General features: G+C 50.3%; 12 protein-coding genes and 1 pseudogene. 12 read left to right on the top strand and 1 reads right to left on the bottom strand.

Going from position 1 to position 13,481, the window contains the following annotated elements; genetic code table 11:
• Positions 1-9 precede the first annotated feature (9 nt).
• From PVOR_RS19655 to PVOR_RS19620, 8 genes are all read left to right on the top strand, one after another.
• Complete coding sequence (locus PVOR_RS19655; protein WP_006211204.1) at positions 10-816, top strand: hypothetical protein; 807 nt, start codon at positions 10-12, stop codon at positions 814-816.
• Positions 817-843: 27 nt separating this feature from the next.
• Positions 844-1,356 (top strand): WXG100 family type VII secretion target, encoded by a 513-nt coding sequence (locus tag PVOR_RS19650; protein ID WP_006211203.1) that lies wholly within the window; start codon positions 844-846, stop codon positions 1,354-1,356.
• Between the two features lie 157 nt (positions 1,357-1,513).
• Positions 1,514-1,789: a WXG100 family type VII secretion target gene (locus tag PVOR_RS19645; RefSeq protein ID WP_006211202.1), complete on the top strand. Its 276-nt coding sequence runs from the start codon at positions 1,514-1,516 to the stop codon at positions 1,787-1,789.
• A 165-nt stretch (positions 1,790-1,954) separates the two neighbouring features.
• A complete protein-coding gene (locus PVOR_RS19640) occupies positions 1,955-4,042 on the top strand; it encodes a serine/threonine protein kinase (protein ID WP_006211201.1) in 2,088 nt (695 codons plus the stop codon).
• Positions 4,043-4,085: 43 nt separating this feature from the next.
• Positions 4,086-4,838 (top strand): vWA domain-containing protein, encoded by a 753-nt coding sequence (locus tag PVOR_RS19635; protein ID WP_006211200.1) that lies wholly within the window; start codon positions 4,086-4,088, stop codon positions 4,836-4,838.
• 4 nt (positions 4,839-4,842) lie between these two features.
• Positions 4,843-5,682: a PP2C family protein-serine/threonine phosphatase gene (locus PVOR_RS19630; RefSeq protein ID WP_006211198.1), complete on the top strand. Its 840-nt coding sequence runs from the start codon at positions 4,843-4,845 to the stop codon at positions 5,680-5,682.
• A gap of 185 nt (positions 5,683-5,867) precedes the next feature.
• Positions 5,868-6,665, top strand: coding sequence for an SDR family oxidoreductase (locus PVOR_RS19625; protein ID WP_006211197.1), 798 nt, complete (start codon positions 5,868-5,870; stop codon positions 6,663-6,665).
• A gap of 2 nt (positions 6,666-6,667) precedes the next feature.
• A complete protein-coding gene (locus PVOR_RS19620; protein ID WP_006211196.1) occupies positions 6,668-7,048 on the top strand; it encodes a DnaJ family domain-containing protein in 381 nt (126 codons plus the stop codon).
• Between the two features lie 61 nt (positions 7,049-7,109).
• Here the strand turns inward: PVOR_RS19620 and gluQRS are convergent, their stop codons facing one another.
• Positions 7,110-8,087 carry a tRNA glutamyl-Q(34) synthetase GluQRS gene (gene gluQRS, locus PVOR_RS19615; protein WP_006211195.1) on the bottom strand — a complete coding sequence of 326 codons (978 nt, stop codon included), beginning with the start codon at positions 8,085-8,087 and terminating at the stop codon, positions 7,110-7,112.
• Between the two features lie 191 nt (positions 8,088-8,278).
• Here gluQRS and hrpB point away from each other — a divergent pair.
• The 4 genes and pseudogenes from hrpB (at position 8,279) to PVOR_RS19595 (ending at position 13,463) form a co-directional block, all read left to right on the top strand.
• Positions 8,279-10,790, top strand: a pseudogene (gene hrpB / locus PVOR_RS19610) (ATP-dependent helicase HrpB).
• An 81-nt stretch (positions 10,791-10,871) separates the two neighbouring features.
• Positions 10,872-11,423, top strand: a complete 552-nt coding sequence (locus PVOR_RS19605) for a general stress protein (protein WP_006211194.1) — start codon at positions 10,872-10,874, stop codon at positions 11,421-11,423.
• Positions 11,424-11,606: 183 nt separating this feature from the next.
• A complete protein-coding gene (locus PVOR_RS19600; RefSeq protein ID WP_006211193.1) occupies positions 11,607-12,794 on the top strand; it encodes an acyltransferase in 1,188 nt (395 codons plus the stop codon).
• 309 nt (positions 12,795-13,103) lie between these two features.
• Positions 13,104-13,463 carry a helix-turn-helix transcriptional regulator gene (locus PVOR_RS19595; protein ID WP_006211192.1) on the top strand — a complete coding sequence of 120 codons (360 nt, stop codon included), beginning with the start codon at positions 13,104-13,106 and terminating at the stop codon, positions 13,461-13,463.
• Positions 13,464-13,481 lie beyond the last annotated feature (18 nt).

The following is a 13,481-nucleotide window of genomic DNA, read 5'->3' as shown; positions in this document are numbered from 1 at the left end:
TGGCTCATAATGTTGACAATTCATGCTTCCAAACAAGAAACGATCACACTGAACGACAAGGAATTTTTCTTCTTGGCTGGAATTATCGGATCGGACCGATTACTTGGTGTAGAAGATCCTTTCGTAGGATACTTAACCGAAGAAATCGCGGTTGAATGGGAAAAAGCCAAACAATCGCTCCTAAGCAAGCAATATTTGATTCAAGAGGAAGGCGGGGAATTGTCGATTCCACCTGATGTCTTCTCACGAGTGGCGATTGCCGGACTTGCGGAACGTGCGTGCTGGTTAAAGTATGAAAATCAGGGTTCGTCGTTTGAAGGATATATACATGTAACGGACGAACGAGTTATACAAGTATGCAGGAGCGGTGAGGATAACCGGCGTTACATGCTTAGTGAACTCGGAACAATCGAACAAACCTGCAATCATCTGGTGGAGGATCTGGCGCTAAGCGATCAGAACTGGGGGGATATCCCGGCTTTATTGCTCAGCCGAAAGGAGTTCGGAGATATTTATACCTCTGCCTCCGAACAGAAAAGCGATGATATCAGTGATCGTTTAGCGAGACTGACAGATGATGCCGAGGGTTCCATTGCGCTCGCGAAATGTATGAAGAACAAGGTATCTTCGGGGGAACTCCAGCTGTCGATTTGGAACGGAAACAGCTGGGAAAGTCAGAATGCAGCTTTTATAGTGAACGAGTCCATGAATTGGCTGCTGCGTATGAGCCTGGAGGGAGACCAGGACTGGCTAACCGCAGCACCAGCGACCAAAGAGCAGTTTCGTCATATGCTTCTCATGTGGCTGAAACAGTAACAGAGCCTGTATGAAAGGTGAGGACCAATGCGTATTTCTGTCGAGCCGGAGTCTCTCCGGACGTTAAGCCGTCAGCTGCAGCATAGTGGCGATGAATATTTGGCGATAACGAGAACGCTCAACCAAGCAATGAATTCACTCGTCTGGGAGACGTCTCTCAAAGCGGCGGTTATCGATGAGTGGCAGTCTGCCCGAAGTTTAGGAGAGCATCTGGGAGCTCTTCTTGCTCAACTGGGCAAGCATCTTCAAAGTAAAGCCGATCAGTTTCAAGAAACGGATCATCAGTACCATACCATTTTGGAGCATGCGATCGTAAATACCGTATCGCCGACAGCGCTGTTTGCTGCCTCCGGTATGGATGGACGTTTATCAATATTGCCGGATTATGGAAACTCTTCTACTGTTATTTCGAATCCGAGTTCCGTAGCGGCTGCTGTTGGCATGACAAGTGGGGATAACGGAAATTCGGCTAAACAAGCGGCTTTGTCCGGTCAGGGTTGGACCTTTACGGATCCTTCTTCGTTTGGAATTGCTAACTAATTTCCCTGCTTTTTTGGGAAAATCAAGATGGTAAAAGTTTCAAATTGGGGCGTGCAGGGTAACTGGAAATTAGGTCTGAGGACATTTTGATAAACCAAGTCTATTGGGCTAAGATGTCAAGTGTCACCAGAAATTGAATTTCAAGGAGGTTACATAAATGGCAGGACGTATTTTAATAACGCCAGAACAAGTAGAGCAAGTAGCGAACCAATTTAAACAGAGCGGTGATCAAAGTCAGCAGATCGTCAACAGCTTGACTCAATCGATCAACGGAATGGAAGGTCAATGGGACGGTATGACGAAGCAGCGCTTCTTCCAGGAATTCCAGGAGGCAAGCCGCTTGATGAACTCCTTCGTACAAACCCTTGACAGCATCAGCAACGAGCTGAAAGCGATCGCTCAGAAATTCCGTATGGCTGACGAATCCCGTTAATATTCATTCGGCCGCATTTGCATTATAATAGTTTAATAGGCAGAATAAACCGGGTGGTAGATAACCCGGTTTTCTTGCAATCCAGCTTGTTTTGTCTAAAATTTACGGCTTGCCGTTTAATCGAGCATATAGGTTGGTAATGGAGTTATAGAGAGGGTGATGTTCATGACATTTCAGCCAAACCCGGGCGATGGGATTGTTGTAAATGGAAGGGCTTATACAGTAGGACAACATCCCGCAGCACCTGGCGTAGCTTATGCACAGGCAGGGAGGCAAGGCATTGTTTACCAGCTGATTCCTGTTGATGGGGAGCTGCATGAGGCCAAAGCGCTTAAAGTGTTTTTTCCGAAATTCAGAATTCCGGCTATGGTTTATCAATCCGAGCATATGGGCAGTTATCGCGAGATTCCGGGATTGCAAGTAAGCAGCCGAGAGGTGCTCACTCCCGAAAGAAACGGAGATTTGATAGCAGAATATCCGGATTTGCTGTACGCGGTCATTATGCCATGGATACATGGCTGCACTTGGTTTGACGTTATCAGTGATCAGCGTAATCTGGGACGTTCTGAAAGTTTGATGCTGGCCAAGGCGTTGGCAGCTATTGGTTCGAGCATGGAGCAGCGTGGATTAGCGCATTGCGATCTGTCTGCGCCGAATGTCATGCTTCCGTTTTTTTCGGAAGTGAAGCTGCCGGAGGGCACGGCCGCCGTTGAGCTTGTAGATGTCGAGCAGATGTACAGTCCCAAAATGGACCGCCCCGATGTTTTGCTGGCTGGCTCGCCAGGTTATGCGGCTCATCGGACGGTGCACAGTGGGCTATGGAGTGCATATGCTGACCGTTTTGCAGGGGCTGTCATCATTGCGGAAATGCTGGGCTGGAGCGATTCGGCCATCGTGAATCGGGCATGGGGCGAGAGCTATTTTGACCAGCATGAAATGCAGACACCTTGCGAACGATATTTTCTGCTGAAAAAATCGCTGGGTCAGCGTTGGGGTGCACGGATTTCAGACTTGTTCGGCAGAGCATGGGACAGTCAGGATTTGAGCAGTTGTCCGACATTCGGCGAGTGGCTCATTGCGTTGTCTACTTTGAGCGAGGAAGAAGTGGTGGAAGAGATTCCAGCCGCATCAGCCGCTGCCGCAGCGGCTAATGCTTCCGACGAGGGAGAAGCCGCGCCAGAACGTTCGAAGGAAGTGCCTGCAGAGGTTATAGCATCGCTAGGGATCGAGCCGGGTACAAGAGAAGTTAATGATAATGTGGTTGGACGGCTGTTCCATCAAGCCCGTGACTTGGAGAAGGCGGGTAATTTATCAGGTGCGCTGGAAATATTCCGTTCCGCGTATCATTTTGTGAAGAAGGACAGTCCGCTTGAGGTGGAGCTCGCCGCTGCGATTCAGGGGCTGGAGGAGCAGCTTCGACCGGTCGAAGACACATCGAACAAAGGATTCAAGGCACTGTTACTATCTCGTAAATTTATGATCTCAAGTGCGGCTGCACTTGTCATATTGGCTGGTTCGGCGATTACGGTCAATCAGATCTTGGCTGAGAAGGCAGAGAGCAGGCAAATGGATGCGGAGGCTTTAGCCGAGCAGCAGGCGCAAGAAGCCATTCGCAAGCAGGAGGAAGAAGCACGGAGGCAGCAGGAAGAAGCGGCCAAGAAGGAAGAAGAAGCAAAAATCGCGGAAGCGGAGCGTTTGAAGGAAGAGGAAGCCAAGAAGTCGGCGGAAGCTGAGCAGGCTCGTAAAGAGCAGGAAAAAGCCGATCTTCAAGCCAAGTATGATAAGCAGGCGAAGTATGATGCTTACCTGGCATCCGTAGAAGAGAAGAAGAAGAAACAAGAGCTGCAAGAAAAATACGATAACCAGGCCAAATACGAGGCTTATCTAGCGCAGCAGGAAGAGAACAAGAAGAAGGCCGCGCAGGATGAAGCAGCTGCCAAGGCGGCAGCTCAGGCAGCAGTCGAGGCCGAGGCAAATCGCAAGGCACAAGCCAAGGCGGCTCAGCAAGCGCAGGCGGCCCAGCTCCAGAAGCAGCGTTCCCAGAACGTTGTGGAACTGGTTGCCTTATATAATAAGGCATACAATGCACAGGTAGCCGGCAACAAAGACCGGGCCAGGAACGCTGCTCATGAATTCATTAATTTATATAACAAGGATCAGTCCTATTATAAGACCGTTGGCAAAATGAGCAGTCGCCGCAACAATTTGCAAAAATTCATGAGTGACGACAGTCACTGGATACCAAAACTGTAAAAGAAGCAAACATAACGAAATGCAGGGGTGAATGTTATTCACGATGAACTATACCATACAGGCTTCACAGCGCACGCCAGCGCTCATCATATATTTGATTGATATCAGCGCATCTATGAATATGCTGATGGAGGACCGCAGGCGGATCGACGTGGTTTACGAAGCATTATCCCTGGCCATTCGGCAAATGGTATTCCGTTCGACCAAGGGTAACCGGTTAACACCACGGTACCGGATTGCCATACTTGCCTATAGCGATGATGTATATGATTTGTTGAACGGAATTAAGGGCATTGACGAGATTGCAGCAATTGGTTCACTGCCTGATTTGACGCCAAAGAGGTTCTCTGATTCGGCTAAAGCCTTTCTTCAGGCAGAGAAAATTCTGCAATCGGAAATTCCGAATATGCAGGATTGTCCTGCACCGCTTGTGTGCCATATGACAGATGGAGTGTCGACAGGAGATGATCCAGAACCAATTGCCCGCCGGATTATGAGTATGAGCGTTCCGGATGGGAACGTGCTTGTCGAGAATATATTTATATCCGATCATCTGATGAACCAGCCGATCACTGAACCTCGTCGCTGGAAGGGAATCTTGACGGACACATCATTGGAGGATGAGCACGCGCGAAAACTTAAAATGATGTCCTCGGTTCTTCCTGAAAGCTATCGTGAAATGCTGCTCGAAGCTGATTATCAGCTGAGTCCCGGCGCCCTGATGATGCTTCCGGGCACATGCTCGGAGCTGGTATCCATCGGATTCCAGATGTCGGCAGCCACGCCGGTGAGGTAAGAATATGAAGCGATCATATGCTGGAAGCATGGATTCTTGGGGAGCGCGGAAGAAGTCTCCGACATCGACGTATTATTACGAGAGTAAACAGACCGGGGAAGAGCCGCTTACGAGGATTCGTGATCTATTTACATGTCGTTATGCTTATGGTAGGGCGGCCGAATCGGTGAAGCTGTCCGAGAAGGGACAGGATTTCCTGGCATTTTCACTGAACGAAGATGTGTGCCGATTTGTGCTGTGTGACGGCGTCGGACTGAGCTACCGTGGGGATGTAGCCTCGCGCCTGTTGGGTCAGGGGCTTATGGAATGGCTGGAGAATCAGGAGGAGCTCTCCTCCGCATCGCTGGAACGCAAGCTGAAGGATCTATCGCTCGAAGCGGATCGGGAGCTGCGCGATCTTTCAGTAGATTCCGCTACACCTAAGCTGCTTCGCGAGGTTCTGGAAGAGAAACAGCGCATGGGAAGCGAAGCGATGTATATTTGCGGGCGTATCGAGCTTCCCACGCGCTTTCGCCGCAAAGGAAGGCTATGGCTGGCCTGGCAGGGCGATTCTCGTGTGCGCTTATGGCATAAGCAGAGGGAATTGACCTCTCTATTCGGAGACCATTTTCGTACGGCGGAACGCTGGTCATCCCGCATCGGTCCAGTAGGAGGCAAGCCGCATGTGTATAGCAGCAGACTGGATCATGAGAGCGAATATCGCCTGCAGTTATACAGTGATGGCTTGAATGACCTGGATGCTGTGATGGAGCATATTCCGGATGAACAGGTTCAGGTGCTGATGAATGCCCTTCATACGGATGGTTTGGAAGATGACGCTTCCTTCTTGGAATTCATGTGGTAGTTATATGGATGCAACAGAATGTTAACGATTAACCGGACCTGGACCTTTCGAGGGCCGGTTTTTTTTCGTTGATGGTCATGATGCTGCGGCTAAATTGAAAAACATGATTATAAAACAGGCACTTTTGGGTAATCTTGTGACAGATGAATGTATACGGATTACGAAGAAAAAGGAGCGTGTTAATGATGAATGAAGGATTTGGACGTTTTCAAGGAAAAACCGCCATCATCACGGGTGCAGGTTCTGGGATCGGCAAGGCTGCGGCAGTCTTATTGGCAAAGGAAGGTGCAAACGTGGCGCTGTTCGATCTGCTCGATGACCGTACGAACAAAGTGGAAGCGGAAATCAATCAGTTGCAGGCAGGATCTGCCAGAGCCTTCGATGTGGATACAACAGATCCTGACCGAGTGGAGAAGGCTATTCTGGAAACCGTAGAGATTTTTGGCGGAATCGATATTGTTTTTGCCAATGCAGGCATCAACGGCGTGATGACTCCTATCGATGACATGAAGCTGGAGGAATGGACCAAGACGCTCAACGTGAATTTGAACGGTACGTTTTTGACGGTCAAATATGCGATCCCACACCTCAAGAAGCGGGGACAGGGCAGCATCATCATCACCAGCTCCGTAAATGGGACACGAACCTTCTCCAACTTTGGAATGAGTGCCTACAGCACAACCAAGGCAGGACAGGTGGCTTTTGCGAAGATGGCTGCATTGGAGCTGGCCCAATTCAAGATCAGGGTAAATGTAATCTGTCCTGGCGCGATATCGACCAACATTGATCAAAGCACGAAGAAACAAGGGGATCTGGAGGAGATCGTGATTCCGGTTGAATACCCGGAGGGAAGCCAGCCGCTGTCGGATGGACCCGGTAAACCGGAGGAGGTTGCGGATTTGGTGGCGTTTTTGGCTTCGGATCAATCAAAGCATATTACAGGGGCGCAAATATTCATTGATGGAGCGGAATCGCTCCTGTAGATATGATCATTTTTTCCAGATTGGCGGAGCAGAAGATTGAAGAAGCGGTTCGTAACGGAGAGCTGGATAATCTGCCGTTTGCCGGCAAGAAGCTGCCCATTGATGATCTGTCTCACCTACCCGAAGATATGAGAATGTCCTATCGAATCATGAAGAATGCAGGTTATGTGCCCGAAGAAGTGACGCTGCGCAAGGAATGTGTTCAGCTGTACGATCTGCTCGGAGCTGCCCGGAATGAGGGTGAACAGGACCAGCTTCGACGCAAGCTGAATGAAAAGCAGTTAAGACTGCAGCTGCTCATGGAACAGCGCGGGCTTAGCGCCAATAGCGCTTTTGCGCAGTATGAAACCCAAGTCAGAGACCGTTTAACCCGTGAGGAATAACAGATCAGTGCCAGCCTTTCTTCTTATCACAAGAACGAAAGCGCAGGCGCTGATTGTTTTTTTATGTTTCGAATAACTGCTGCCTTGTTTCATCCGATATTTTTATCGGGGAAGACGGTATTTTTGACAGGTCGAACAACGAGATCAAGTCTGCAGGAGTAACAAGTTCCGGCTTTTCCAGCAGACCGGCGGTCCAGGCTAACCACCCAATAACCCGTTCCGGCTTAACGCCTTGTCCGCGTAAAAAAGAGAGGCTTAATCCGCGGGTTCGTTTAGCCAGCCTTCTGCCCTCGGCATCGACCATCAGAGGAGTGTGGGCGAACTGAGGAGGCTCATAACCCAGCGCTTGGTATAACAGAAGCTGCCGGGGGGTGGAATCCAGAAGGTCAGCTCCTCGCAGCACATGAGTAATGTCCATCAGCGCGTCATCCACGACAACTGCAAGCTGATAAGAGATCATATCATCTGCCCTGCAAACAACGAAATCCCCTCCATCGGATAACAGATACGACTGTGCCCCGGCGATGCCATCGATAAAAGATATTCGCTGCTGCGGGACCTTCATTCGCAGCGAAGGCTTTTTGCGCAGCTTCCTGATAGTGGCTTCTTCCTCAGATAAATATCTGCAAGTCCCGGGGTAGCGGAGGCCTTCCGATGCAATGCCATGCGGTGCTCGGGATGCAGCCGTAATATCTGCCCTGCTGCAATAGCATGGATACAGCAGATGATTGTGCTGCAGCTTCGTAATTTCCCTCTCGTATAATGCCTGGCGTGCCGCCTGATGGTAAGGCCCGTAGTCGCCGTCACGGCCCGGGCCTTCATCCCAATCCAAACCGAGCCATTCCAGATCCCTCAGGATTTCAACCGTAAGCTCCTGGCGGGAACGCTGTGTATCAATATCCTCGATGCGAAGAATATATTGTCCGTTCATACTTCTTATTTGCAGCCAGCCGAGCAAGGCGGTCAATGCATTGCCAATATGCATTTTTCCGGATGGCGTCGGCGCAAAGCGGCCTCGAATGGGGGTGTGCTGCTCCATATATATCACCTTCTGACGAAATGGATCGGATGGATTACCCAGAATCTGACGATGTATGTTATTCACATATTGTAGCGTATTTACATCGTTTCTTGCCAGCAGCCTCTGTTCTCGCCAAGGGTCCACTTGACGCAGTGGAGGTGTCTTATATAATTAAGGAATTATATGAAGAGGATAACGGAGATGTATCCATGACTGAACTTCCCATTCACCAAGTACTGCCACAATTGAAAATGGCTTTATCTACAGGAACGGCTGCCGTTCTGATCGCGGAACCGGGAGCAGGCAAGACCACGCAAGTGCCATTGGCCTTTATGAATGAACCTTGGCTTAAGGGACAGCGAATCATTATGCTGGAGCCCAGAAGGATTGCTGCGCGCTCCGCCGCGAGTTATATGGCATCCTCACTGGGAGAGAGTGTAGGTGAGACGATCGGGTATCGGGTTCGGATGGATAGCCGAATCGGAAAGGATACCCTGATTGAAGTTGTGACGGAGGGTGTCATGACCCGCATGCTGCAGGATGATCCGGAGTTAAGCGGCATCGGCATGATCATATTTGATGAATTTCATGAACGCAGTTTACAGGCCGATACAGGCTTGGCGTTTGCGCTGGAATCACAGGGAGCGCTGCGCGAAGATTTACGATTGCTCATCATGTCGGCAACGCTTGAAGCTGAATCGGTTGCGGAGCTCCTTGGCAGCGCGCCGGTTATCGTTAGTAAGGGGCGGGCTTTTCCCGTATCCACGCACTATTTGCGCTCCTTTGGCTTGGACGAGATACATAGAGGCACAGCGATGGTCATTCATCGTGCATTGGCTGAACAGCAAGGCGATATCCTGGTGTTTTTGCCAGGTGCTCGAGAGATCAGGCGAACGGCTGATGAATTAGTAAGAACGGGTCTAGGCCATGATGTGGTCATACGTGAGCTGTATAGTGCGCTTCCGGCTGAGAAGCAGGATGCAGCAATCCAACTTGATGCAGCCGGAAGACGTAAAATCGTGTTGTCCACAAGTATTGCCGAGAGCAGCATTACGATTGAAGGGATCAAAATGGTGGTGGACAGCGGATATATGCGGACGGAGATATTCTCTCCGAGAACGGGACTGCCGCAATTGATTACGAGACGACTGTCCAAAGCCTCCGCAGATCAGAGAAGAGGGAGAGCAGGGCGGGTAACCGCAGGCGTATGCTATCGCATGTGGAGCGAGGAGGAACACCGCCACCTGCAGGAGCACACCACGCCGGCCATTTGCGAATCGGATCTGGCACCGCTTGCCCTGGAATTGGCAGCGTGGGGCACTCGTGATCCGAAGCAGCTTGCATGGCTCGATGCACCCCCTCAGATCGCTTACACCCAAGGTCAAACGTTACTGAAGGAGCTGTCGGCTCTGGATGATTCGGACAGTATAACCGGGCACGGGCACGATATGGCCAGGCTTGGACTTCATCCGAGACTGGCTCATATGCTTCTGAGGGCACAAGAAATGGACGAAGCATCATTGGCCATCCGGATAGCCGTTCTGCTTCAGGAACGGGATATAATGCGCCGAAATAGAAGCGATACAGGATCAGGATTTGCGCTCACGTGTTGAACGAATTCTCTCTTATGAGCAGGGCTCTCAGTCATACCATTCACAAGACAGAAGCGAGGAAGCTGTTATACAGCGAATGAGACAGGAAATTAAGAAACTCCACGCACAGCTGGATATCGCATATTCAACATGGGGGGACCTTGACCTGTGCGGGCTTCTGCTGTCGTTTGCCTATCCTGACCGGATGGCTAAGAACCGGGGCGGAAGCGGGTTCCTGATGCGCAGTGGAAGGGGAGTGAAATTCCCTGCGATGCAGCCCCTGAGCCGAGCCCGGTATGTGGTAGTGGCTGCCGTTGATGATCAAGGGGCGGATGGGAACATACAGCTTGCCGCGGAACTGGATGAGCGCTTTCTGGATAAGTATTACCGCAACGAGATGGAAAGCCATAAGGAAGTTATATGGGATGCGGTATCAGGAAGCATCAGGGCAAGACAGAAGCTGAAGCTAGGAGCCATGGTCATCAAGGAGCAAGCCTATCCGAATCCGACAGGAGAAGAAACGGCGCTGGCATTATTGCAGGGCGTTCAGCAGGAGGGACTTGGATTGTTTCAGTGGAGCAAGGCCGCGCTGCAGCTTAGGGAACGAATGGCGTTCATGTTTCGGCATGAACGGGATGGTTCATGGCCGGATGTATCGGATGAAGGCCTGATGGACCGTGCGGATGAGTGGTTGCTGCCTTATCTGAATGGGCTGCGGAATCGAAATGATATCAGGCGGCTTGCACCGGGAACTCTCTTGGAGCATATGCTCAGCTGGGAGCAGAAGCAGTTGCTGCACAAAGAAGCACCGACCCATATCAGGGTACCCAGCGGTTCCATGATCCCGGTTAATTACAGTGACCCCGAACAGCCATTTCTGGCCGTTCGCCTCCAGGAGATGTTCGGTTTACAGGATACGCCGCGCATTGCCGGAGGCAAGGTGGCGCTGACCTTGCATCTGCTGTCTCCCGCCCAAAGACCGGTTCAGGTGACCTCAGACCTGTCAAGCTTTTGGCGGAACGGATATTTTGAGGTCAAAAAGGATTTGAAAGGAAGATACCCTAAACATTATTGGCCGGATGATCCGCTGGAAGCAACCGCGACCCATCGGACCAGACCCAAGGCTTAACAACGCAAGGTTCCAGGTTTAAATCCTCGTACCCTCGGGTAATGTTAGATATGAACAACCACCGATGAAGGAGGGTTTAACATGGAGAAGAAAGTTGTAGGTGTATTCCGTTCGGAGCAAGAAGCGGCTCAGGCCATTGAGCAGCTGCAGCGTCACGGGGTTCCGAATGATGCCATATCCATTATAGCGAAGGATAAACGCGAAGCTGAACTGATTGCTGAACAGACAGGAACGATGGCACCTGAAGGGGTGGCGGCTGGTGCAGCAACAGGCGGCATTCTGGGTGGAACCGCTGGTTTGCTGGCAGGTCTTGGAGCCTTGGCGATTCCCGGCATAGGACCCATTCTTGCTGCAGGACCTATTGCCGCTACGCTTACAGGAGCAGCGGTGGGTGCAGGGGCCGGAGGGCTCGTCGGCGGTTTCATCGGTCTTGGCATACCGGAGGATGAGGCCAAAGAATATGAATCCTATGTAGAGCAAGGACGAATATTGGTACTCGTGGATGCTGACGAAGAGAACACAGGCATTTACGATATATTCCGCGACTACGATTACAGGAATGAGGACCAGTATGGGGCCGTTGATCAGAATCGGGACGACAAGCTGCCGCCGCGAGGAACGTATTTGCTGTAAGAGGTTAACCCGAACCCGGTTCCGCAAGGGGCCGGGTTTTGTTATGATACATATGAATACAGGCAGATGTCTGTTGCTCAAACCATCTGGATCAGTAAGAATTTGGATTACCCGATCGGGGTTAGTCTCCCTTACAATGAGGTGTGTTAGGATGAACGAAAGACAGCGTAAAGGGGGAGCGGAATGTCCAGAGAAAGAATACCGGAAGTGGAACGACTGCGAGGGATTGCTTTTCTGGCCGTAGTCTTGCAGCACTCCATAGCGCATTATACCGTGGAACCAGGTATGACCACCGGAGATGGGATTTTGATGGCGGTTCTGCTTATGGCGACCAAGTTCGCAGTACCTGTCTTTATTTTTATAACAGGCATGGTGCTGTTTTATAATGATAAAGGTCCATTGCATTATGGCCGGTTCATACAGAGGCGCTTTGGTGATATCTACATTCCGTTTGCTGTATGGACACTGATCACATTGCTGATCAATAATAGGTTCAACCCTACCCAGGCAGAGGATTGGAAATATCTTGGGGGAGTACTGTTAACCGGAAAATCCAGCTCGCATTTTTGGTATATCATTATGCTGTTTCAATTTTATCTGCTGTATCCTTTGTTCCGTTCCGCCATATTGGGAATCAAGGAGCGATGGGGATGGAGAACCCAGTTGACCATATTGCTCTTGTCCGGGTTGCTGTATGTGGGCTTAACAGGGGTTATCAGCGATATTGGCCGATGGATGGGAAGCTTGGACATTCCCGTGTGGAGTGAGCTGTTTACAACCTATGCGGATCGAAATGCACTATATTATTTCTTTTATTTTGCGCTGGGGGCAGCGGCGGGATTGTACCATACATCCTGGAAAAAATGGATCCAGAAGGCACGCACGGGAATATGGCTGATCTTTCTGTTCCTGTTTGGATGGATGCTCATCCAGGCAGTGAATGAAATCCGTTCCGCGGAGAATGGAGCGATCACGTTCTATTCGCTGTCTCTGCTGCGGCCGATGATGTCGGTATTCCTGATCAGTTCCATATTGGTTATGTACGATGTGACCGGCTGGATCTGCCGTCAGGGAGGAGCGAGGGTGAATTCGCTCCTGACCTCCGTCGGACTGTATTCCTATGGAGCTTATCTAATGCATCTGTTGACACTGCGTATAAGCTATGTCGTTGACGAATCATGGCTGATCAGCATGCCTCCTCTGATTCGGATCCTTTCTTCGTGGCTCATCAGTGCGGCTGTGGCCTATGGGGCAACACGCCTGCTGGCTATGCTACCGTTCGGCAAGTGGCTGGTCGGAATGACCGGAAAAAGAAAAAATCGAACCCTGCAGCCATCCAGTCCGTCTCATTCATCAACAACGGGCATGTGAATGCTAGAAACCACCCTGAGGGGTGGTTTTTTTATGAACACCGCCTGCCGAACCTTGCATCAACGAACCAATCAACAACATGTGAGAAATTATAAATTATGTTATTTCAACATGTGAAAAATTCACAATAGTTAATTGCATCGAGACTCCCGATTCCATTCAGCTCTCATAGCAGCCTTCCACGTTTCAATCCACCCCTTCCTGGTTTAAAAAGAAGAGGATGTCTCCTATTGTGCAAACTGGGAAACTGTGGGTTATAATGAGGAAAGTATGGGGACAAATAGCTCTGTAGAAAAAGGAGGCGCCCAGATGGCATTTATGATTGCGCAGCGAGCATTTATCAAAGTTTATCTCATTACCATGGTGGAGCAGCAGCGCGGATATGGATATCAAATGCTGGAAGAACTGCGTCAGGACTTCAAGAGCCATGGGTATTCACCGCCGCAAAGCGAAATCTACCGGGCTCTGCATGAGTTGGTGCAGGAGGGGGTTCTATACCGTACCAAGCAGCTGAAGGGGAACGATCCGCGGGTCGATTTTCAGGAAATCGTACTCTATCATTTTACCGATGACGGTGCTGAGAAAGCCAAGCTTTATAAAAAGCAAGTTAAAAGTGATTTGGATCGATGTTTGGGGATACTTCATAAAGCGGTTAACGATAATTATTGAATACACATTCGTATGGAA

It is taken from the genome of Paenibacillus vortex V453, assembly GCF_000193415.1.
Taxonomy (GTDB): Bacteria; Bacillota; Bacilli; order Paenibacillales; family Paenibacillaceae; genus Paenibacillus_AQ; species Paenibacillus_AQ glucanolyticus.
This window is presented reverse-complemented; position numbering and strand designations above follow the sequence as displayed.

Bases quoted from the DNA above. Each gene is read 5' to 3' on its own strand.
- PVOR_RS19595 (WP_006211192.1), top strand. From the start codon at position 13,104: ATGGCATTTATGATTGCGCAGCGAGCATTTATCAAAGTTTATCTCATT.
- PVOR_RS19635 (WP_006211200.1), top strand. From the start codon at position 4,086: ATGAACTATACCATACAGGCTTCACAGCGCACGCCAGCGCTCATCATA.
- PVOR_RS19655 (WP_006211204.1), top strand. From the start codon at position 10: ATGTTGACAATTCATGCTTCCAAACAAGAAACGATCACACTGAACGAC.
- PVOR_RS19650 (WP_006211203.1), top strand. From the start codon at position 844: ATGCGTATTTCTGTCGAGCCGGAGTCTCTCCGGACGTTAAGCCGTCAG.
- gluQRS (WP_006211195.1), bottom strand. From the start codon at position 8,087: ATGGAGCAGCACACCCCCATTCGAGGCCGCTTTGCGCCGACGCCATCC.
- PVOR_RS19620 (WP_006211196.1), top strand. From the start codon at position 6,668: ATGATCATTTTTTCCAGATTGGCGGAGCAGAAGATTGAAGAAGCGGTT.
- PVOR_RS19600 (WP_006211193.1), top strand. From the start codon at position 11,607: ATGTCCAGAGAAAGAATACCGGAAGTGGAACGACTGCGAGGGATTGCT.
- PVOR_RS19630 (WP_006211198.1), top strand. From the start codon at position 4,843: ATGAAGCGATCATATGCTGGAAGCATGGATTCTTGGGGAGCGCGGAAG.
- PVOR_RS19605 (WP_006211194.1), top strand. From the start codon at position 10,872: ATGGAGAAGAAAGTTGTAGGTGTATTCCGTTCGGAGCAAGAAGCGGCT.
- PVOR_RS19640 (WP_006211201.1), top strand. From the start codon at position 1,955: ATGACATTTCAGCCAAACCCGGGCGATGGGATTGTTGTAAATGGAAGG.
- PVOR_RS19645 (WP_006211202.1), top strand. From the start codon at position 1,514: ATGGCAGGACGTATTTTAATAACGCCAGAACAAGTAGAGCAAGTAGCG.
- PVOR_RS19625 (WP_006211197.1), top strand. From the start codon at position 5,868: ATGAATGAAGGATTTGGACGTTTTCAAGGAAAAACCGCCATCATCACG.